General features: G+C 39.7%; 18 protein-coding genes. 13 read left to right on the plus strand and 5 right to left on the minus strand.

What is annotated here, in order from left to right; translation table 11 throughout:
• Positions 1-31: 31 nt before the first annotated feature.
• The 6 genes from lysS (at position 32) to coaA (ending at position 6,484) form a co-directional block, all read left to right on the plus strand.
• Positions 32-1,750 (plus strand): lysine--tRNA ligase, encoded by a 1,719-nt coding sequence (gene lysS, locus AAW12_RS10450; protein ID WP_046673559.1) that lies wholly within the window; start codon positions 32-34, stop codon positions 1,748-1,750.
• A 460-nt stretch (positions 1,751-2,210) separates the two neighbouring features.
• Positions 2,211-3,266, plus strand: a complete 1,056-nt coding sequence (locus AAW12_RS10455; protein WP_046673560.1) for a patatin-like phospholipase family protein — start codon at positions 2,211-2,213, stop codon at positions 3,264-3,266.
• Positions 3,267-3,297: 31 nt separating this feature from the next.
• Complete coding sequence (locus tag AAW12_RS10460) at positions 3,298-4,530, plus strand: nucleoside recognition domain-containing protein (protein ID WP_046673561.1); 1,233 nt, start codon at positions 3,298-3,300, stop codon at positions 4,528-4,530.
• A gap of 67 nt (positions 4,531-4,597) precedes the next feature.
• Positions 4,598-4,978, plus strand: a complete 381-nt coding sequence (locus AAW12_RS10465; RefSeq protein ID WP_046673562.1) for a methylglyoxal synthase — start codon at positions 4,598-4,600, stop codon at positions 4,976-4,978.
• Between the two features lie 12 nt (positions 4,979-4,990).
• Positions 4,991-5,392 carry an OsmC family protein gene (locus AAW12_RS10470; RefSeq protein ID WP_046673563.1) on the plus strand — a complete coding sequence of 134 codons (402 nt, stop codon included), beginning with the start codon at positions 4,991-4,993 and terminating at the stop codon, positions 5,390-5,392.
• Between the two features lie 132 nt (positions 5,393-5,524).
• Positions 5,525-6,484: a type I pantothenate kinase gene (coaA, locus tag AAW12_RS10475; protein WP_046673564.1), complete on the plus strand. Its 960-nt coding sequence runs from the start codon at positions 5,525-5,527 to the stop codon at positions 6,482-6,484.
• Positions 6,485-6,486: 2 nt separating this feature from the next.
• Here the strand turns inward: coaA and AAW12_RS10480 are convergent, their stop codons facing one another.
• Positions 6,487-7,329 (minus strand): mechanosensitive ion channel family protein, encoded by an 843-nt coding sequence (locus tag AAW12_RS10480; RefSeq protein ID WP_046673565.1) that lies wholly within the window; start codon positions 7,327-7,329, stop codon positions 6,487-6,489.
• A 177-nt stretch (positions 7,330-7,506) separates the two neighbouring features.
• Here AAW12_RS10480 and AAW12_RS10485 point away from each other — a divergent pair, with 177 nt between their 5' ends.
• The 4 genes from AAW12_RS10485 (at position 7,507) to AAW12_RS10500 (ending at position 14,618) form a co-directional block, all read left to right on the plus strand.
• Positions 7,507-9,606 carry a heavy metal translocating P-type ATPase gene (locus tag AAW12_RS10485; RefSeq protein WP_046673566.1) on the plus strand — a complete coding sequence of 700 codons (2,100 nt, stop codon included), beginning with the start codon at positions 7,507-7,509 and terminating at the stop codon, positions 9,604-9,606.
• 163 nt (positions 9,607-9,769) lie between these two features.
• Positions 9,770-12,334 carry a DNA gyrase subunit A gene (gyrA, locus tag AAW12_RS10490; protein WP_046673567.1) on the plus strand — a complete coding sequence of 855 codons (2,565 nt, stop codon included), beginning with the start codon at positions 9,770-9,772 and terminating at the stop codon, positions 12,332-12,334.
• Between the two features lie 8 nt (positions 12,335-12,342).
• Positions 12,343-13,443: a tetratricopeptide repeat protein gene (locus tag AAW12_RS10495; RefSeq protein WP_046673568.1), complete on the plus strand. Its 1,101-nt coding sequence runs from the start codon at positions 12,343-12,345 to the stop codon at positions 13,441-13,443.
• A 2-nt stretch (positions 13,444-13,445) separates the two neighbouring features.
• On the plus strand, positions 13,446-14,618 hold the full coding sequence (locus tag AAW12_RS10500; protein WP_046673569.1) for a tetratricopeptide repeat protein: 1,173 nt from the start codon (positions 13,446-13,448) through the stop codon (positions 14,616-14,618).
• Positions 14,619-14,684: 66 nt separating this feature from the next.
• Here the strand turns inward: AAW12_RS10500 and AAW12_RS10505 are convergent, their stop codons facing one another.
• A complete protein-coding gene (locus AAW12_RS10505; protein WP_053003617.1) occupies positions 14,685-15,122 on the minus strand; it encodes an FKBP-type peptidyl-prolyl cis-trans isomerase in 438 nt (145 codons plus the stop codon).
• 111 nt (positions 15,123-15,233) lie between these two features.
• Positions 15,234-15,647: an OsmC family protein gene (locus tag AAW12_RS10510; protein WP_046673570.1), complete on the minus strand. Its 414-nt coding sequence runs from the start codon at positions 15,645-15,647 to the stop codon at positions 15,234-15,236.
• A 173-nt stretch (positions 15,648-15,820) separates the two neighbouring features.
• Between AAW12_RS10510 and AAW12_RS10515 the strand changes: the two genes are divergently transcribed.
• Together AAW12_RS10515 and AAW12_RS10520 are read left to right on the plus strand one after the other, a co-directional pair.
• Positions 15,821-16,072 (plus strand): hypothetical protein, encoded by a 252-nt coding sequence (locus AAW12_RS10515; RefSeq protein ID WP_046673571.1) that lies wholly within the window; start codon positions 15,821-15,823, stop codon positions 16,070-16,072.
• 52 nt (positions 16,073-16,124) lie between these two features.
• Positions 16,125-17,312 carry an MFS transporter gene (locus AAW12_RS10520; protein ID WP_046673572.1) on the plus strand — a complete coding sequence of 396 codons (1,188 nt, stop codon included), beginning with the start codon at positions 16,125-16,127 and terminating at the stop codon, positions 17,310-17,312.
• A gap of 101 nt (positions 17,313-17,413) precedes the next feature.
• On the opposite strand, the gene fabV is transcribed toward AAW12_RS10520, so the two are convergent.
• The gene (gene fabV, locus AAW12_RS10525; RefSeq protein ID WP_046673573.1) at positions 17,414-18,616 is read right to left on the minus strand and encodes an enoyl-ACP reductase FabV; all 1,203 of its coding nucleotides are present in this window, start codon (positions 18,614-18,616) and stop codon (positions 17,414-17,416) included.
• Positions 18,617-18,777: 161 nt separating this feature from the next.
• On the opposite strand from fabV, the gene AAW12_RS10530 reads away from it, so the two are divergent.
• The gene (locus tag AAW12_RS10530) at positions 18,778-19,716 is read left to right on the plus strand and encodes a multidrug resistance efflux transporter family protein (RefSeq protein ID WP_046673574.1); all 939 of its coding nucleotides are present in this window, start codon (positions 18,778-18,780) and stop codon (positions 19,714-19,716) included.
• A 7-nt stretch (positions 19,717-19,723) separates the two neighbouring features.
• Here AAW12_RS10530 and AAW12_RS10535 read toward each other — a convergent pair whose 3' ends face one another.
• Positions 19,724-21,514: an ABC transporter ATP-binding protein gene (locus tag AAW12_RS10535; protein WP_046673575.1), complete on the minus strand. Its 1,791-nt coding sequence runs from the start codon at positions 21,512-21,514 to the stop codon at positions 19,724-19,726.
• Positions 21,515-21,656: the final 142 nt, after the last annotated feature.

The following is a 21,656-nucleotide window of genomic DNA, read 5'->3' on the forward strand; positions in this document are numbered from 1 at the left end:
ATTTTCACATTTTAAATATTATTCATACCGAATGAGTACTGTATTATCCGAACAGGAACAACTTAGAAGACAAGCGATGCAATCGTTGTTGGATATGGGAATTGATCCATTTCCAGCAAACGAATTTGTCGTCAATGCACATGCTGCTGATATTTTAGAAAATTACGATAGAGATAAATTGAATTATAAGAACATCACCATTGCGGGACGTATCATGAGTCGTCGTGTGATGGGTAGTGCTTCATTTTTTGAAATTCAAGACTCCACCGGACGTATTCAAGCTTATATAAAGCGTGACGATGTCTGTCCTGATGAGAATAAAGACCTTTACAATGTAGTTTTCAAAAAGCTATTGGATATTGGCGATATCGTTGGTATCAAAGGCTATGTCTTCACGACACAAACCGAGGCCATTGCAGTACACGTAGAAGAATTTACTGTTTTATCCAAATCACTGCGCCCCCTACCTGTTGTTAAATCGGCAGAAGGTAAAACTTTTGATGCCTTTACAGATCCAGAACAACGCTATAGAATGCGTTATGTAGATTTGATCGTAAATCCAAGTAACAAAGACATATTTATCAAACGTACGAAGCTTTTCAATGCGATGCGTCAGTTCTTTAACGACGCTGGATATATGGAAGTAGAAACACCGGTCCTGCAATCCATCCCAGGTGGTGCTGCAGCACGTCCGTTTATCACGCATCATAATGCTTTAGATATTCCATTATATCTTCGTATCGCCAACGAGCTTTATCTAAAAAGACTAATCGTTGGTGGATTTGATGGTGTATACGAGTTTTCTAAAAACTTCCGTAACGAAGGAATGGACCGCACCCACAATCCGGAATTCACCGCAATGGAAATTTATGTAGCCTATAAAGACTACAATTGGATGATGAATTTTACAGAACGTTTGTTAGAACATTGTGCGTTGGCTGTAAATGGTACGACTGAAGCAACCTTCGGTGAACATAAAATTGACTTTAGAGCACCATATAAACGGATATCGATGACAGATTCCATTGAGGAATTCACTGGATTTGATATTACTGGAAAATCTGAAGAAGAAATCCGTATCGCTGCCAAAGGAATGGGCATCGACGTAAACGAAACCATGGGTAAAGGCAAACTGATTGATGAAATTTTCGGTGCAAAATGTGAAGGAAACTATATCCAGCCTACATTCATTACGGATTATCCAAAAGAAATGTCTCCTTTAACGAAGAAACACAGAGATAATCCTGATTTAACCGAGCGTTTTGAGCTGATGGTTTGTGGAAAAGAGATTGCCAATGCTTATTCAGAACTTAATGATCCAATTGATCAACGTGAACGATTTGAAGATCAATTACGTCTTTCTGAAAAAGGTGATGATGAAGCCATGTTTATAGATCAGGATTTCCTTCGTTCATTGGAATATGGAATGCCACCGACCTCTGGACTTGGAATCGGTATGGACCGTTTAATCATGTTCTTGACCGATAATGCGTCAATCCAAGAAGTTCTTTTCTTCCCACAAATGAGACCTGAAAAAGTTGTCAAAGTAGCAGAAGTAAAAGATTATGAAGAACAAGGTATTCCTGCAGCTTGGGTTCCCGCATTACAAAAAATGGGCTTTACAACCATTGAAGCTTTAAAAGAAGCCAATCCGAACAAGGTTTTTAATGACCTTGGTGGTATGCGTAAAAAACTTAAACTGGATATCAATATGCCAACGAAAGACGAAGTATTTGCTTGGTTCAATTAAATCGGTATTTATGCTAGCTAAAAAAGCTGTCTCAAATTTTATTGAGGCAGCTTTTTTGTTTAGGACAAATTTGTAAAAGTATTTACAACAGTGCATACGCCCCACAAACCCGGAGATTCTTTTCTGTAGTGTCCCTCATTCGATCAGATTTTGTATAGTGCGCCCATCAGTTCCTATGTTATCAAGGGTATTACTGGGGGTTAACAGGGGGTTAACAGGGGTATAACAGGGGTAAATCCCTGCTAACCCCCTGTTACCTCCCTATAAACCGTATAATAAATCCCCATCAATTTAGAAACTGTTAAGCGGGAAGAACGATGCTGTCCAAAGTGATACAGCGAAATAGATTCGCTATGCATTGAAGCACAGGATCGCTGACAATTGTCACCAATATATGACTCCTGCCAATTGTAGACATTTATTATATTTACATATCGTTAACTAAATCAGTTTTTAGCTTATGAAGAATATTCTCGCGCTTGACGGCGGTGGTATCCGGGGTATCATTCCTGCAATGGTTCTTGTGGCTCTCGAAGAGAAGTTGCAAAAGCAGACGATGGATCCTAATACACGGATTGCCTCCTACTTTGACTTTATTGCGGGTACAAGCAGCGGCGGAATTCTAACGAGCATTCTCTTGTATCCGGAAGAAGGCAATCCCACGCATCCTAAATTTTCAGCTCGAGATGCGTTAAACTTATTCGTCAACCATGGAACTGAAATTTTCACGGCCTCCAAATGGCGTCGATTTCTGAGTGGATTTGGCCTGGTCAGTGAGCTGTATTCGTCGAATCCATTATCGAATGTCCTGGATGAATATTTTCAAAATGCACAATTGAGCCATCTTATCAAACCATGTATCATCACTGCATATAACATTGAATTACGGAAAAATCATTTTTTCAGGCAGCAAAAAGCAATTACGCATGGCGAAGCACGGGATTTCTACCTCAAAGACGTCTGCAAGGCGACATCCGCTGCGCCCACATTTTTTCCTGTTGCAGAGATCTATTCCCTTTCAAAAACAAGATATCCGTTGATTGATGGCGGTGTGTTTGCTCAAAACCCCTCCATATGTGGTTTACTTGAAGTTTTAAAGGCTTTTAACAGCACGCAGATAAACGACATGTTTATGGTATCCTTAGGTACGGGAATGTCAAAGACAGCTTATAACTACGAACATTTTAAGAAGAAACTTGCTATACAAATCGGCCCCGCTTTAGTTGACATTATGACAAGTGCATCTTCCGAGAGTACCGAATTTTTTATTCGGCAACTATTCCAAAATAATGGCAAGCAACAAAATTATCTGCGCATAGAGCCTTCCAACTTGTCTAGTATCAATGCGTCGCTAGATGCAGCCTCGCCCAATAATATACAGAAGTTGATTTCCCTATCCGATAAAATGATCAGTGAGCACGAGGATACATTGGATTATATCGTTGCACACCTCATTAAGGAAAAGAGTCAAAATAAGAAGAAAAATCCATGGAGCCAGTTGATGGATAAGTTCTAAAAGATTACTTTTACGCATATTTTAAATCTATATGGCATTAAACTACGTTTGGGTTGCATTTTTTTTAATCACATTTGCCGTAGCCCTTGTAAAACTAATCTTTTTCGGAGATACGGAAATCTTTCAGCAAATTGTAAATTCAATCTTTGACAGTGCAAAAACGGGGGCGGAAATCTCTTTAGGGCTGATCGGCATGATGAGTTTTGCCCTTGGAATTATGAAAATTGGCGAAAAAGGCGGTATGATCAATATTTTTGCAAAAATCGTGGGCCCTTTTTTCCATAAACTATTTCCGGAAATACCCAGAAATCACCCGGCACTTGGCTCAATTCTGATGAATTTCTCGGCTAATGCGTTGGGATTAGATAATGCGGCAACGCCATTGGGCCTTAAAGCGATGAAGGAACTCCAGGAGCTCAATCCCAATAAGGAAACCGCTACCAATGCACAGATCATGTTTATTGTCCTCAATGCATCTAGCTTAACCCTATTGCCTATTTCAATTATGGCTTATCGGAAGGAAGCTGGTGCTCCAGACCCTTCAGATGTATTTCTGCCAATTTTGATCGCAACCTTCTTTTCCACATTGGTGGCTTTGATTCTCGTTTCCATCTATCAAAAAATCAATTTATTTAACCGTGTAATTCTAGGATACCTGGGTGCAATGGGATTATTTATCGGTGGACTACTTTATTACTTTTCGGGACTGCAACAAACAGAAATTGAAATATTCAGCAAAGTATTTGGTAATGTTATTTTATTCAGCTTATTTACCTCTTTCATAGGTTTGGCTCTTTTCCGTAAAGTAAATGTGTACGATTCATTTATTGAAGGTGCCAAAGAGGGCTTCGAAGTTTCTGTAAAAATAATCCCCTATCTTGTCGCCATGCTTGTTGGTATTGCGGTATTTAGAGCATCAGGAACGATGGACTATATGGTCGCTGGAATTTCCAAAGCCATCGCATTATGTGGTCTAGACACATCTTTTGTAGACGCTTTACCGGTAGCCTTTATGAAACCGCTTAGCGGCTCCGGTGCACGTGGACTTATGGTCGATTTGATGAATGCCAAAGGTCCAATGGACTTCGCAGCCAGGGTTGCTTGTGTTATACAGGGATCGACAGAAACTACTTTTTATGTCCTCGCCGTATATTTTGGTGCAGTGGGCATAAAACGTACTAGGCATGCCTTACCATGTGCATTATTAGCCGAATTAGCCGGTGTAATCGCAGCAATAATTATCTCATACATATTTTTTAAATAACATACTTATACTACAGAAAGGTCTGCTGTTATAACAGTGTCAACTATTTACAAATTATTATATTGTGATGAAAAAAACAATCGCACTAATAGCCCACGACGGCAAAAAACCTGAAATGGTCGCATTTGTCAAAGACCACCAGGAATTATTGGAGCGCGCCAATATCATTGCCACAGGTACTACAGGCTCTTATGTCAGGCAGACAGGACTGCCTGTAGAATTAAAATTAAGTGGCCCCATGGGTGGTGATGCACAGATCGCAGCTTTAGCCGCCGAAAGAAAAGTGGACGGCATTATTTTCTTTCGCGATCCACTAGGAAAACATGCACATGAACCAGATATTCAAATGCTTATGCGTGTATGTGATCTTTACAATGTCCCTTTGGCAACAAATCCTGCAACTGGGAGCCTTATCATTGAAGGTCTATTAGAAGACGTTGAATCCTAATTTCTATCGCTTATGGACAATGAAGTAATCGTTTCAATAGGGAAAATCCCCTATACAACTACAGTACAATACGGAAAGCATCAAATAACGGTCGATGAACCTGAAGATATAGGCGGTGAAGATCAGGGCATAAACCCTACTCCATTACTGTTATCATCCTTAGGGAGCTGCAAAGCCATTACCGTCAAAATGTATGCGGACCGCAAAAATTGGCCGCTGGAAGAAGTACAGGTGCGTTTATCTTATGAGGTGCAAACAAGTGAGCAGCAGCAAACGACCTATATACAATGCTTTATCAGCTTTAAAGGAGATTTAGATGAGGTGCAAAAGCAACGGTTGTTCAAAATTGCTGAAAAGTGCCCCGTTCATAAGATATTATCAAATCCTATTGTAATAACTTCAAATCATTTATAATGTTTCTTGGGATAACGGATAACACTATTTATATTTGTCCGCGCAAAAAAGACCTTTAATAGCTCCTAGAATCGAATAGAAAAGGTTACTTGTCCTGCAATATAGATAATTGGAATAAAAATAAAGCAAACAATGCAATTGGATCCACAAATAGCAATAGACTCGCCTTTTAGATCGATCAAACGTGAAGACTGGAAAAATTTAAACGGAAAAGTATTGCACAATTTCAGTGTCGAAGATCTGGAAAATCTCCATGCACTGAATGAGCCCTTGACAAATCAGGAAATAGAAGAAGTCTACTTTCCCTTGAGTCATCTACTTGAGATTCATATTGATCGTTTCCAAAGTCTTCATCAGCGTACAAACCGCTTCTTTGGCAAGGAAGTGAGCAAACTGCCTTATATCATCGGTATAGCTGGGTCGGTTGCTGTGGGAAAAAGTACGACAGCCCGTGTGCTACAACGTGTGCTTAGTTTACTCCCGTCCAAACCGAAGGTCGATTTGGTGACCACAGACGGTTTTCTTTACCCGAATCAATATCTTATCGAACGTGGTATTCTAAACCGAAAAGGCTTTCCTGAAAGCTATGATGCTAAAAGATTGATTCATTTCCTTTCAGCAGTGAAATCAGGAGCTCCAAAAATTACGGTTCCAGTATACAGCCACCTGGTCTATGACGTGTTGCCGGACGAACAGCAACAAGTGATTGAACAACCCGACATCCTTATTGTAGAAGGGATAAATGTATTACAAGTCAATTCCCAGCGACCACGAAAGGGACATAGCGTATTCGTTTCCGACTTTTTTGATTATTCAATCTATGTACATGCCAGCGAGAAAAATCTTATTGAATGGTATACCAATCGATTTGAGTCACTGCGTGCCACTGCATTTCAAAATCCGGCTTCATTTTTCCATAAATATGCTAATATGACAGCTGATGAAAGTCACACCATGGCTGTAAATATCTGGAACGAAATTAATAAGCCCAATCTAATTAAAAACATTTTGCCAACGAGATATCGCGCCGATCTTATTTTGGAAAAAGGAAGCCACCACTTTGTTAAAAATGTCAAAGTAAGAAAGATTTGACCCTACAGTCTCGTAAACTGCAGGATTTCATTTAATATGCTGCTTTGTACCTGTTGATGTACTTTATTGCTGGACGAGATTGCACTAACCTCAACTTTATACTTGATATAATCTTTAGTCATATCGGCGACCTTAATTGTAAAACCTTGGGAATGATCTAAATTTGGATTTTTTTGTAATAATGGACTTAAATACTGTTCCAATTCCGCCACTGCAAACGAGCGATCAATCGGCAATTCGAATTTTACAACAATTTTATTTGACTTTTGGGAGGTCTTATTGACCAACGTTGCAGTAAACACCAAATTATTGGGAATCATCACAGCGTCGTCATCTTCATCGCGCACAACCAGATTAGCCAACGTAATATCCACAATTTTCCCCTGATATTCGCCGATTTTTAGGCGATCTCCTACAGAAAACTGATCCGAAAACATAATAATCAAACCAGATATCATATTCGTGATGTATTCTCTAAAAATCACAGCAATGGCCATTGCGACAATTGTCATGCTGGTGATAAAATCTTTTGGGTTAATCCCAACCGCTATCATTAGGCTGACAATAATGAAAAAGACATTGCCTACCGTGGCGACACGCGTAATTCCGAGCACAAAATTACCCCGTACAACCTGCTGCTCATTTCGGCTATTGTATAGTTTTACAAGGATAAAATGACCAATGGAGATCAGGACACTAGCTGTTAGAAAAGTATTTAAGCCGTATGCCATATTCTGGATGATCTCCCGCTGCTTATAAAAGGTTTCAAATTGAACAAAGGATGCCGTTAGCGCAATTAACAATATAATTCGGACGATAAAAGAAATTGAAATCGGTTTTGTCATTTTTTACACAAGCTTAAGTTGTCTATCTAGTCAAATTTAATGTTCTCCCATTCACTATTCACGATATTTCATATAAAATGGCTTCAAACAGGCTTGCTAAACTAAACAATTTTACTTTACGTAAAAAGCATTATCAGGAAATAGCTATCTTTGCCTAAAGACATTACATGCTATTAAATGAAGGAATCGAACGTGCAAACTGAACTTAACGTAAGCGGAATGCACTGTGCAAATTGCGCTATTTCAATCCACAAATACCTAGAAAACAACGGTGCTAAGGATATCTATGTCGATTTTGCATCAGATGAAGTGAAATTTTCGGAGATACCGCTGGAACAAATACCTGTGCTGGTCAAAGGCATTGAGTCTTTGGGTTACAAAGTTATGGAGGGTAAGGATAAGAAACCTAGCTTTTGGAAATCTATCGAGCTTAAGTTCCTCTGCTGCCTCATCTTTACGATACCCTTGTGGAGTCACATGTTTACGAATTTACCTATTCTGCATGATCCCTTTATCCAACTCGCGCTTTGTGCCCCAGTTTACATCATTGGTTTTTCCTATTTTGGCATCAGTGCATTTCGTTCCATCTGGAACAAAATGCCCAATATGGATGTACTCATCTTTATTGGATCTACAGCTGCTTTTGCCTATAGTCTCATTGGTACATATTATAATCTAGGACATGATTACCAGTTCTACGAAACATGTGCAACAATCATAACATTGGTATTTTTGGGAAATGTCCTCGAAAAAAGAGCCGTTACCAAAACCACATCAGCCATCAAAGAGCTGGTTAAATATCAAGATATACCCGCTATCAAAATTGAAAATGACCAAGAAGTCGAGCTATTAGCCCGAGAAATTAAATCCGGTGATATTTTAAAGGTAAATTCTGGAAATCTCATCCCCGCTGATGGCGATATTTTGGAAGGACAGGCTTGGGTGGACGAATCTATGCTAACCGGAGAAAGTCTACCTATTGAAAAACTTAAGTATGATGCCGTCATTGGCGGTACCTTACTAACCGAAGGAAATATCAGAATCGTGGCGACCAAAGTTGGGTCTAAAAGTGTACTGTATCAGATTATCCAATTAATTAAAGATGCGCAGAGTAAAAAGCCACCTATTCAAAAATTCGGTGATAAAGTAGCTGCTTATTTCGTTCCAATCGTTGTGACGATATCATTTTTCACTTTTTTTGTTACTTATTTTATCGCACAATTGCCGCTGCAGCAATCCCTCATGAATGCCATAGCTACCCTTGTTGTATCCTGTCCATGCGCCATGGGGCTAGCCACACCTACTGCCGTCATGGTTGGCCTGGGAAGAGCTGCAAAAAGTGGAATACTGATCAAAGGCGGAAGCACCATCGAGGAGATGTCCGATCTCAAACAGATGGTATTTGACAAAACGGGGACCCTAACGACAGGCGATTTTAATATCAAAGCGATTCAGACCTTTGGTATCGAACAATCGCAAGTCGAATCGATCATCGCACAATTGGAGAGTTATTCGAGCCATCCGATCGCCAAGTCGATCCGAAAACAGCTCAAGGAGATAAAATCTTACCGCATTATCTTTAAAGAAGTCAATGAAATAAAAGGGAAAGGAATCTTTGCGACCGACACAAATGGAAATAACTATTCCATTTGTAATGCAAAACTTGGCGAAAAAGATTACTCCAATCGCTACGACCTTACCTTAACCATCAATGGCGTTGTAATTGCAGGCATTGTCCTCGAAGATCAGATTAAGCCCTACGCAAAGGAACTGATCCAATACCTCAAAGATAGAGGCATACGGCCTATTCTTTTGAGTGGGGATCGACAAAGCAAATGTGAACGCACAGCACAGAAGCTTGGTATTGCGGATGTATATTGGGACAAATCGCCAGAAGAAAAATTAGCAATCTTGTTCAAACTCAAAAAGAATGGCCCTACCGCAATGGTTGGTGACGGTATCAATGACGCTCCTGCATTAGCTGCTGCCGATGTTGGCATCTCGCTTGGCGATTCGACACATATTGCCATCCAATCGGCAAAGGTGGTTTTATTAAACGATGAGCTCAAATCTATTGAAAAGCTGCTGAAAATTGGTCACCATACCCTATTGACGATAAAGCAAAATCTCTTTTGGGCGTTCGCGTACAATATTGTGGCCATACCGCTTGCTGCGGTTGGCTTTCTCGGACCTATGCTTGCAGCCCTAAGCATGGCCTTTTCAGACTTAATTGTCATCGGCAATTCGATTCGGCTCCGCTTTAAAAAAATCAAATAAAAAGGATACCCCATAAGTACCAAGACAATCCATAAAAGATTGTCTTTTTTGTGTATATTAGGGCTTAAATCATTCGCTTTTGAGGTTAAATTTTTGTAACTTCGCATGCGTGGCAAGCCAGTTTAGAGGGCTTGCATACTAGTTTTATTGAAACCAAATTCATATGGCTGAAGAAACAGAAAACGACAACAATCTTGTTCCGGCAAACGACCGGATTATCCCAATTAACATCGAGGATCAGATGAAGTCTGCCTACATTGACTACTCCATGTCTGTCATTGTATCAAGAGCACTTCCTGATGCGCGTGATGGCATGAAGCCAGTACACAGACGTGTTCTTTATGGCATGCTGGACTTAGGGGTTACCAGTGGCAAGCCTTACAAAAAGTCTGCCCGTATCGTTGGTGACGTATTAGGTAAATATCACCCTCATGGTGATTCATCCGTTTATGACACCATGGTTCGTATGGCTCAAGATTGGAGTTTACGTTATCCTTTGGTAGATGGTCAAGGTAACTACGGTTCCATCGATGGCGATCCACCTGCGGCGATGCGTTATACGGAGGCAAGATTAAAGAAAATTGCCGAGGAAATGCTATCTGATATCAACAAAGATACGGTTGATTTCCAAAATAACTTTGACGATTCCCTACAAGAACCAACAGTCCTTCCCACCCGTATTCCAAATCTCCTGGTCAACGGAGCTTCGGGGATTGCAGTGGGTATGGCTACAAATATGGCCCCACATAACCTATCCGAGGTTATCGATGGTACAATCGCTTTTATTGATAATCGTGATATCGAGGTTTCGGAATTGATGCAGCACATCAAAGGTCCAGACTTCCCTACAGGTGCATTAATCTACGGCTATGCTGGGGTTCAAGATGCTTGTAATACAGGTCGTGGCCGTATTGTTATGCGTGCAAAAGCTGAAATAGAAGCAACCAAATCGGGTAGAGAGCAGATTATCGTCACCGAAATTCCTTATCAAGTGAACAAGGCGAATATGATCGAGCGTACAGCCGAATTAGTTAACGAAAAGAAATTAGAAGGAATTTCTGCTATTCGTGATGAATCTGACCGTACCGGGATGCGTATTGTGTACGACATCAAGCGCGATGCAAATGCAAATGTTGTTTTAAACAATTTGTTTAAATACACAGCGCTACAAACTTCATTTTCAGTAAACAACATTGCTTTAGTTAAAGGAAGGCCAATGCTGTTGAATCTGAAAGACATGATTCACGAGTTTGTGGAGCATAGACATGAGGTAATCGTTAGACGTACACGCTATGAGCTGGCGGAAGCTGAAAAACGTGCTCATATTCTAGAGGGGTATTTAATTGCCTTAGATCATTTGGATGAAGTCATCAAATTGATCCGTAATTCGGATACTCCGGAAGATGCACGCCTTGGATTAATGGAGAAATTTGGCCTATCCGATCTTCAGGCTCGCGCGATCCTTGATATGACTTTACGTCGTCTAACAGGACTAGAACGTGATAAGATTAAAGAGGAATATGCTGAATTGATGAAAACAATTGACTATTTAAAATCGATATTGGAAGACGAGGGACTTCGTATGAAAATTATCAAAGATGAGTTAATTGAAATCAAAGAAAAATACGGTGACGAACGTAGATCCCAGATTGTACACTCTGCTGAAGATATGCGTATGGAAGATTTTATTGATGATGAAGAAATCGTTATCACAATCTCCCACAACAGTTACGTAAAACGTACACCATTATCCGAATACAAACGTCAAGGTCGCGGTGGCCGCGGATCAATTGGCACAAATACACGCGAAGAAGATTTTACCGAACATATCATTACAGCCTCGGCACATAATTATATGCTGCTATTTACAGAGGCAGGTCGCTGTTTCTGGTTGCGTGCATTTGAGATTCCTGAAGGAAGCCGTACTTCTAGAGGTCGAGCACTTCAAAATATCATCAACGTTCCAAAAGAAGAGAAAATAAAGGCCTTCATCCTGGTGAAGAACCTGAAAGACCAAGATTATTTGGAAAACAACTTCATTATTATGTGTACCAAAAAAGGTACGATTAAGAAGACGTCTTTGGAAGCCTATTCTCGTCCAAGAGCAAATGGTATCAATGCGATCAATATCAATGAAGGCGATCAATTGATTGAGGCTTGTTTGACTACTGGAAGCAGCGAAATTGTCATGGCACTCCGTTCTGGTCGCGCAATTCGTTTCAATGAATCTACGGTTCGTCCAATGGGCAGAACGGCAACAGGTGTACGTGGTATTACCTTGGCAGCGGAAAGCGATGAGGTGATTGGCATGATTAGTGTGAATGATTCGGAAACTACCGTGTTGGTCGTTTCTGAAAAAGGATACGGAAAACGTACAGATATCGAGGATTATCGCGTAACGAATCGTGGTGGTAAAGGTGTGAAAACAATTAATGTCACCGATAAGACAGGCGAACTCGTTGCAATTAAAGGCGTTACAGATAACGAAGATTTAATGATCATCAACAAATCTGGTATTGTTATCCGCATTGCTGTAGAAGAATTAAGAGTAATGGGACGTGCAACACAAGGTGTAAGGCTCATTAATTTGAAAGATAACGATGAGATCGCGTCTATTACGAAAGTCGATCGTGAAGAAGAGTCTGAAGAAGAGTCTGAACTGACCGAAGAGTCAACAGAAAATGGCGATTCGACTTCTGAAGAAAACACGGACTTAAACGAAGAATAAATAGTCTAATGAAAAACTTACTGATATCATTGTTAATATCTGCAAGTAGTTTAACTGTTGTTGCCCAATCCAATTTGAAAGAGGGCAGCAACAGTTTTGCTTTATATACCAAAACTGGCGAGTTCAAAAATCTCGAAAATGCGCGAAAGTTTGCAGACGCTGCCTTCCAATCGAAAAAAGATTCAGCTTCTGTCAACAATAACCTTCTGAGAGCCTTGGTATATAGCTCCTTGGCAGTTGCAGATTCGACAAGGAAGCAGTCGTATAAAATGGATCCTATCGACGTATCCATCAAATCACTCAAGCTTCTGGATCAAAAAAAAGCACGTCGAAACTTTCCTGCGGAGATGGATTATATTCGTCAAAATCTTGCTGGAGCGATCTCCTATCAGGGGGCTTTGGCTTTAAAAGATGGCAAATTTGATAAAGCTTATAAAGCTTACCTTCGAATAGATTCACTTGGCTTCAAAAATAATGATCTCAAATATAATCTGGCCGTACTCTCCGGCAAGAATAAAGATTATATGAATTCGATCAAATATTATGACGAACTCATTAAAAGTGAACATCCAAAGCCTAATTACTTTCTTGAATTAGCACAGATTTATTCGCTCGGAGGTACTAAACAGGATGTCTTGAACGTTCTTGAAAAAGGACATGCTATATTTCCTGAAAATAAACAGATACTTTTTAGATTAATTGATGTGTATTCAGCCAATAATTCTTATGACGCTATCTTAAATGTCATTGCTGATGCCATCCGTTTAGAACCTGAAAATGTCGAACTGAATTATATTGCAGGCTATTCTTACGAAAATGCCAATGATATAAAACGAGCGAAAGAATATTATAATAATGTATTACGATTGGATCCGAATAATTATGAATCTAATCTTGCATTAGGGCTAATCAATCTGGAGACTTTATTGAAGGAACCTTCCAACCAGGATATACAAGAGTTGACCATCGAGTATCTGTTGAAGGCAAATGAGATTAAACCCTATGATGTCAATGCGCTTAAAGCTTTGGCTAAATATTATAAGCTTATTGATGACGCATCACAATTAGACAGAGTGAATTTATTATTGAATCAATTAACAGTTAAATAGATATGAATTTAAAATCTCTATTATTATTAGCAGCAATAGGTACTGTATCTACCTCAGTTTCTTTTGCGCAGACGGGCAATGTTAAAAAGGCAAAATCTGCCCTAGCGAAATTCCAAGAATTGAAAGACGCTGGTACGGTTCAATTGGGTATTCCTAATTTGAAATCGGCGAAAGAAGCTATTGACGCAGCTGTTGTCAATGACAAAACAAAAGATAATGCGGAAGCGTGGACGGTATATGCATTGGTAAATGCAAACCTATCAACAATAGATAAGTCATCTGAATTAGCGAAATTGGCGGAGGACGGAATTGCAAAAGCAAAACAGCTGGATACGGACGGTGCGAATAAAGCGAATATTACTGTTGCAGAGCAAATTCTGGGACAATATAATTTCAATTTGGGAGCAGAAGCATATCAAGCACAAAAATATGCTGAATCGTACAGCTCTTTTACAAAAGCGTTGACCTATCTTCCTGGAGATACATTAGTTACTTATTACAGCGGTGTTGCAGCGCTATCAAATAAGGATTATAAGAATGCTGTGGAACGCTATAAGGAACTCATTCCAAGAAAAGATTTCTCTTCGCATAAAACAATTATGGTCGATCTACCGAAATTGTACCTCTCTATGCAAGATACAACTTCAGCACTTGAATATGCCAAAAAAGCGGCTGAAGCTTATCCAGATGACAATGCGGCGATGACTCAAAACATCGAATTGAATCTGATTACAGGTCACGAAAAAGAAACAATTGATGCTATCACTGCACAATTAGCAAAAGATCCAAACAATAAAAGCTTAAATTATTACTTAGGCATAGCCCAATCTTCAGCGAAAAACGAAGAAGCAGCAGTTGCAGCATACAAAAAAGCATTAGAGATTGATCCTAACTTTTTTGAAGCCAATACAAATTTAGCAATCACGTTGATGAACAAAACACGTGAAAAATTAAATGTTGTTAATAATAACAGAAAATTGACGCAAGCACAATATGATGCAGAATTAAATAAAATTAAAGCTGAATTAAAGCCAGTGCTTCCTTACTTAGAGAAAGCAGTTTCTTTGCAACCAAAAAATGTAGATGCTTTAACGAACTTAAAGAACTACTATATTTTTATGCAAGACGAAGCTAAAACTGCCGAGATCAATGCTAAGATCAAAGAAGTGGAGTAAAAAATAAACTTCCATAAAAAAGCCCGCGTCATCAGATGCGGGCTTTTTTATGGAAGTTTTGTAGGGTTAAGCTAAAATCGCAATTAACTCAATCTGAAATATCAACGTACATTCTCCTCCTTTTCGAGGTAACAACTCTTCCTTTCCATAAGCCAGTTTTGGTGGAAGGCACACCTCCCAGATTGATCCAACCGGCATCATTGAAATCGCTTCTTGCCAACCCACAATGAGTTCATTAATATAAAACGTTTCGGGGCGCTTCCGCTTATACGAACTATCGAATACAGTTCCGTCTAAAAGCTCGCCTTTATAATAGCAGATAACTTTAGCCGACTTCTTGGGAATTTGCCCCGCCCCCTTTGTTAATACCTTATAATGCAAACCCGATGCGCATACGACTACTCCTTCTTGCTGGGCATACTTTTCCAAAAATGCCTTTCCAGCTTCCAGATTCTTTTCCGCAAGCGCTGCTGAACTTAACTTATTTTTCTTTCTCTGAACCAAAACTCAATGGATTAAAATTCAATATTGCTAATTATTTATGTTAGCCTCAAAAATAACAGCTTTTTCTCCTTTTAACGAAAAAAGACCAAGTTTTTGTTCGATAGAATATCTTTATGAAAGGAGCTTTGCATCCAAGGTTTTTTCGAAACTGAATGCCTTACTCACCGGACAGTTTTCCTTCGCTTTATGCGCTATTGTTTGAAACTCAGTTTCGCTTATCGTTGGCACCTTTCCGTGCAGTTCAAGTTCAGATCGCACAATTGAACCATTCTCGAACACGATTGTCGAAACTGTTGTTAGTTCTTCCGGAACAAAACCGGCCTCAGAAAGAAAAGCACTCAATTGCATGGTGAAACATCCTGCATGTGCTGCTGCCAATAATTCTTCGGGATTTGTCCCCACACCATTTTCAAACCGTGTCGAAAATGAATATTGCGTATGATCCAACGCTGTACTGTCTGTAGTCAGGCTACCTTTTCCTTCTTTCAGATTGCCGTTCCATTGGGCGGTTGCTTTTCTTCTCATGTTTTCTATGCTAATTATTTAATTTTTCTAACGTTAATTTCTCCTGTCGCGATTCTAGCCTTTCAGGTATCTTTTATAGAACAAATAGCCGATCAAAAAGTTGTACACTATTGAATAATTGATGTCGCATTTTGAACAGCGCTTACGTTAACAATTGTATTAAAACTAAACTCATGAATAAATTATTGTACCTTTTTATCCTTGTAATCGCCTTTAATTCATGTAAAACTCGTCAAGTCAAAGAACAGGCTTTGATACAGGACTGTCCTGAAGAGAAGATTGTCAATAAAATACCTGGTCCCCCAGTAAAGGGCGAATCTGAAAAAGTTTACTATATCTATCAAGGCAAAAGAATTTCACCAAAACAATTTGACCAAGAATGGCTCGAGAAAAATTGTGATATTAAAGAGACAGTTGTTTATTGATTTTATTTCTTAAAACAAGCATAAAGACGTAATTTCGCCTAAAATTTTTATAATGACAATTACTCTTCGGGAGGTCAATCAAAAGATTTTAGGCTACGTCTCTTTAACTTTCCTTGGTTACCTCACAATCGGCCTATCGCTTGCTACCCTCCCCATCTTTATTCATCAAACTTTAGGATTTAATACAATTATTGCGGGACTGGTTATTAGCGTTCAATATATCGCTACTTTCCTACTACGCGGTTATGCAGGAAAAATTGTGGACACCAAGGGCCCCAAGATTTCCGTTCTGCGCAGCATGTTATTTTTTGCATTATCGGGACTCCTTTTACTGCTTGTTTTTCTATTCCGGTCTCAGCCTCTGCTCAGTTTGGGTCTCCTACTTATTACCCGCTTGTTTACTGGAATTGGAGAGGGTCTAGTGGGTGCGAGCCCTATAAATTGGGCATTAATGGAGCTCGGCGACGAACATGCCGCAAAAGCGATCTCTTTCAACGGAATAGCCAGCTATGGTGCATTGGCTATTGGTGCGCCCTTGGGTGTGTTGCTGGTGGATCATATCAATTATGAAGCTTTGGCTCTATTGACCAGTGCTATTGGTCTGCTCGGCTATTTTTATTGCCGCGCAAAAACACCCTATCAAGTGGCGGGTAAAAAGGCTGAAAAAGTGAGTTTTAAACGCGTATTGCTTTTAGTAGCTCCCTTTGGAATTTGTCTTGCTTTAGGTGGTCTGGGGTTTGGCAGTATCTCCACTTTTATGACGCTTTACTATGAACATTTCAATTGGGAAAATGGGGCAGCGTGCTTAACTTTATTTGGCGTATTTTTCATTTTAACACGGCTAATTTTCAATAAGGTCATTGACCAATATGGTGGGCTCAAGGTTGCCTTAGTTAGTCTTTTCGTTGAAACAGTAGGCCTCACGGTTATCGCCGTGGCAATTGATCCCTTATGGACCCTATTGGGCGCTGCGTTAACGGGTTTTGGCTTCTCACTGGTATTTCCTGCGCTTGGCGTCGAAGCCATTAAACGGGTAGACCAAAGTCAACAAGGCTCTGCTCTGGCTGCTTATGGGCTATTTATTGATATTTCACTTGGCATCACAGGTCCATTAATTGGCTTTGTGGCCAATAATAGGGGGATGACAGCGATATACCCATTTAGTACCATGATGGTCTGCATTGGTTTTGCCGTTGTTGGAAACCTACTCTATCAAAAACAGCGGGAGCTGACACCATAGTCTCCACTAAACATCCGTACATCGTATCAAAGATATACCTACAAAAAGAGCGGTGAATGTTTAAACATTCACCGCTCTTTTTGTAGGTATATTCGTTAAAGTTAACCTTCAATACTAGGTACGCCAACAACTTCATTGGTATCAGCATTGTAATCGATACCCTCAAAATTGAAACCGAACAAATTGAAAAACTCGTTACGATAACCTTCAATATCTGAAATTTCGGCTAAATTTTCAGTTGTTGCTTTCTCCCACAATGCTGCAACTTCAGCCTGAACATCTTCACGCATTTCTAAGTCATCAACACGGATACGACCTTTCTCATCAAGCAATACCTTACCGTCAGCAGTATAAAGTCGCTCAGCAAACAAACGTTGCATTTGCTCTATTGTACCTTCGTGAATTCCTTTTTCCTTCATGACTTTATACAATAAAGAAATGTATAAAGGAACAACAGGAATAGCTGAGCTTGATTGCGTAACCAGAGCTTTATTTACCGATACATAGGATACACCATTAATATCGCTCAAAATCGCGTTTATGGCAGGCACTGTGCCTTCTAAATCGTCCTTCGCACGACCAATCGTACCATTGCGGTAAATTGGATAAGTAAGTTCAGGACCTATGTAAGAATAGGCAACTGTTTTCGCTCCATAAGCTAACACACCAGCAGCCTTAAGATCTTCGATCCAAAACTTCCAGTCTTCTCCACCCATAACAGCTACAGTATTCGCAATATCTTCTTCATTTTCAACAGGCTGAATGGTAATATCTGAAATTACACCCGTATGGAAATCTACCGTTTTGTTGGTAAATGGTTCTTGTATCGGTTTCAAAACAGAAGCATGTGCTACGCCTGTTTTTGGATGCGTACGGCGTGGTGATGCCAAACTGTAAACCACTAAATCAACCTGTCCCAGATCCTTTTTAATAAGTTCAATAGTTTGTTTTTTCACTTCGTCCGAAAAAGCGTCACCATTGATACTTTTGGCATATAATCCCGCCTCATGGGCTTCTTTCTCAAAAGCTGCGGAATTGTACCATCCCGCAGTCCCGGGCTTGCCTTCTGCCGCAGGTTTTTCAAAAAATACACCGATTGTAGCAGCTCCAGAACCAAATGCTGCAGAAATCCGAGATGCAATACCAAATCCAGTAGAAGCACCGATTACCAATACTTTCTTTGGACCATTCGCGATCTCACCTTTGGATTTCACGTATTCAATTTGATTTTTAATGTTTTGCGCAGCCCCTTGTGGATGCGAGGTTAAACAAATAAAACCTCTAGTTCTTGGTTGTATAATCATCTTGATTAATTTTCTTACTACTTGTTTTATTGATTAGGCAAAATAAGGAATTTTAAATGAGAAAATCGCGATAAAAATCAATTAGTTTTTGTTTCATTTTCATTTAAACGGACATTTGCTTACTTTCACAAAGTTAAGTATACATCGCATTCCACTTATTTATGCCAATCCAATTTACAATAAAAAAGAATAAAAAAAATGCACTTTTTTTAGGAACGCTAGCCGCCTTATTTTTTGCCAGTACCTTCGTTCTAAACCGCATTATGGCCGTGTCCGGTGGAAGCTGGCAATGGACAGCCTCCTTACGGTTTATTTGGATGCTCCCAGTCTTACTTATCATTGTTGCCATAAGAGGAAACCTCATCGATTTACTTAAAGAAATCAGATCCAACCTTTGGCAATGGCTTCTTTGGAGTACCATCGGATTCGGACTGTTCTATGCGACGCTTACCTATGGCGCAAATTATGGCCCATCTTGGCTCGTAGCCAGCACTTTCGAATTCACCATTATAGCCGGCATGTTTATTGGTCCGCTGCTCGAAAAGAAAGGTCAGCGAAAAAGCATATCAAAAGCTTCACTCCTCTTCTCCATTCTAATTTTTTTAGGTATTCTTTTGATGCAAATTTCAGAAGCCCAGTCAACCTCCTTAAACAGCATGTTATTGGGAACCATCCCTGTATTGATCGGTGCCATTGCCTATCCCTTAGGTAACCGTAAAATGATGAAAATATCAAATAATAGGTTAGATGCTTTTCAACGCACGCTCGGGATGACGCTCTGTAGTATGCCATTTTGGATTATCCTGAGTCTATTTGGCTATTCTGATCATGGTTTACCAACTGATAGCCAGCTCTTCCAAACCTTTTTAGTGGCCATTTGTTCGGGGGTGATCGCAACACTTTTATTTTTCTCAGCTACTGATTTCGTTCATCACGATCATAAAGCCTTAGCAGCTGTAGAGGCAACACAGGCCATGGAAGTTATTTTTACGCTGCTAGGCGAAATTCTCATCTTGCAGGCGGCACTTCCAAATGTATATTCCTGTATGGGTATTGTATTGGTGGTCATTGGCATGATACTCCATAGTCGCACAAGTTAATAATGCCCTACCTTTCATCTGCTTGTAATGTTCTGCTTATTTTACTCAGGTTTAAGCTGTTGGCCATTGCCGAGAAAATATCATAATAGGTTCCTTTATGTGCGTATAGATCTTCGTGTTGTCCTTTCTCCACCACCATCCCCTTTTCCATGACCACAATAGCATTGGAATCGATGATCTGGGAGATACTGTGGGAAACGATAATTACTGTACGGTCTTTCTTTATGGCATCCAAACTATTTTTAATCTGTTCGGTCGCAATGGCGTCCAAATTAGCCGTAGGCTCGTCGAGAAAAATAATCGGTGGATTTTTTAAAAACAAACGAGCTATAGCGATCCGCTGCTGCTGCCCCCCTGACAGCGATTGCGCATCTGAATCGTAACCTTTGGGCAAATCCATAATCTGCTCATGGATATAGGCCTTTTTGGCCGCTTCAATGATCTCTTCCCTGGAACTTCCCATTTTACCATATTCAATATTTTCAAAGATAGTTCCTTTAAAAATATGATTCCGTTGCAATACCATACCGATATGTCGACGGAGAAACGCTGTATCGTATTTTGCCAAGTCTACCCCATCCAAAAAAATTTGCCCACTGGTGGGTTCATAAAATTTATCCAATAAGTTGATAATCGTACTTTTCCCGGCTCCACTCAGCCCCACTAATGCCGTAATTTCATTTGGCTTGATCTCAAAATTCACATCCTTTAAAGCAACCGTCCCATTCGGATATTCAAAAAATACATTCCGTAGCGCCAAATGTCCTTTTATCTGTGCCGGCTTATAATCTCCCTTTGATTCTATATACTCGTCAGATTCCAAAATTTCAAAGAAAGATTCCGAATAGACCAGGGCATCGTTTACCTCATCATAAATCCGGTGCAGCTGACGAATCGGCGCCGAAACGTTATTAAATAACATAATATGAAACATAATCGCACCAATGGTAATTTGGCCGGAGAGAACAAGATAGGCCGTTAAAACAATAATTATGACAACGGCAATCTGTTCTACGAAATTTTTAATGCTATCGTAAAAAAAACTTGTTTTTCGAGTTTCCATTTGATTCTCAGTCATTTCATATTGAATCTTTTCATGACGTTTCGCTTCTTCTGGCTCTCGAACGAAAGACTTAATTACCAAAATTGAATCGATCAAACTAATGATGCGATTATTTTTCGACTCCCGGTATTTGCGCATCTGCCTCCTAAAGCCCGTCAATCTGGAGGCTTGGGTCTGACTAATATAAAGATACAAGGGAATAACAGCCAATCCCACTAGACCTACGTATACATTAGCGTAGAACATACAGATTAATGCAATGATTGCATTGGCAAACAAAGGCAGAATATCAATAAAGAAATTTTGGACCAGACGTGTCAACGAACTAATCCCGGCATCTATCCGGGTAGCCAATTTCCCACTTTCATTGTCGGTTGAGGTATAGAAGGCTAACTTATAGGTTAAAATACGGTTTACAATGGATTGAGAAAAGTCACGTGCGATATAAATGCGAAGTTTCTCCCCGTAAAATTTCTGACCAAATTGCACAAAAGCGTAGACAATTTCTTTAATTAGTAAAATAATACTGATTATACCAACAAGATACATGCCTTTCGATAAAGGCTCCTTGGCGACCATCAGCTCATTAATTTGATCTACGGTATAACGTAAAATAAAAGCGTTTATTTGCGCCGCGAAAGACCCCACTACCGTTAATAGCAACGTATAAATAATCAACTGACGATAAGGTTTGGCAAAGGGAACAATTTTCTTAAATAATTGTGGGATAGTCATTGAAATCGATTTTAATACACAGAAAACAATTAAGTTACGGACATTGTTTAACTGAAAGCATACAATCATTTTGATCGCAGCGCAGGGCTGACCTAAATTAGGAAGATATCCAAAGCGTGAAGCCAGCTTCTTTGATAATCGA

This window comes from Sphingobacterium sp. Ag1, assembly GCF_000988325.1.
In the GTDB taxonomy this organism is placed as follows: Bacteria; Bacteroidota; Bacteroidia; order Sphingobacteriales; family Sphingobacteriaceae; genus Sphingobacterium.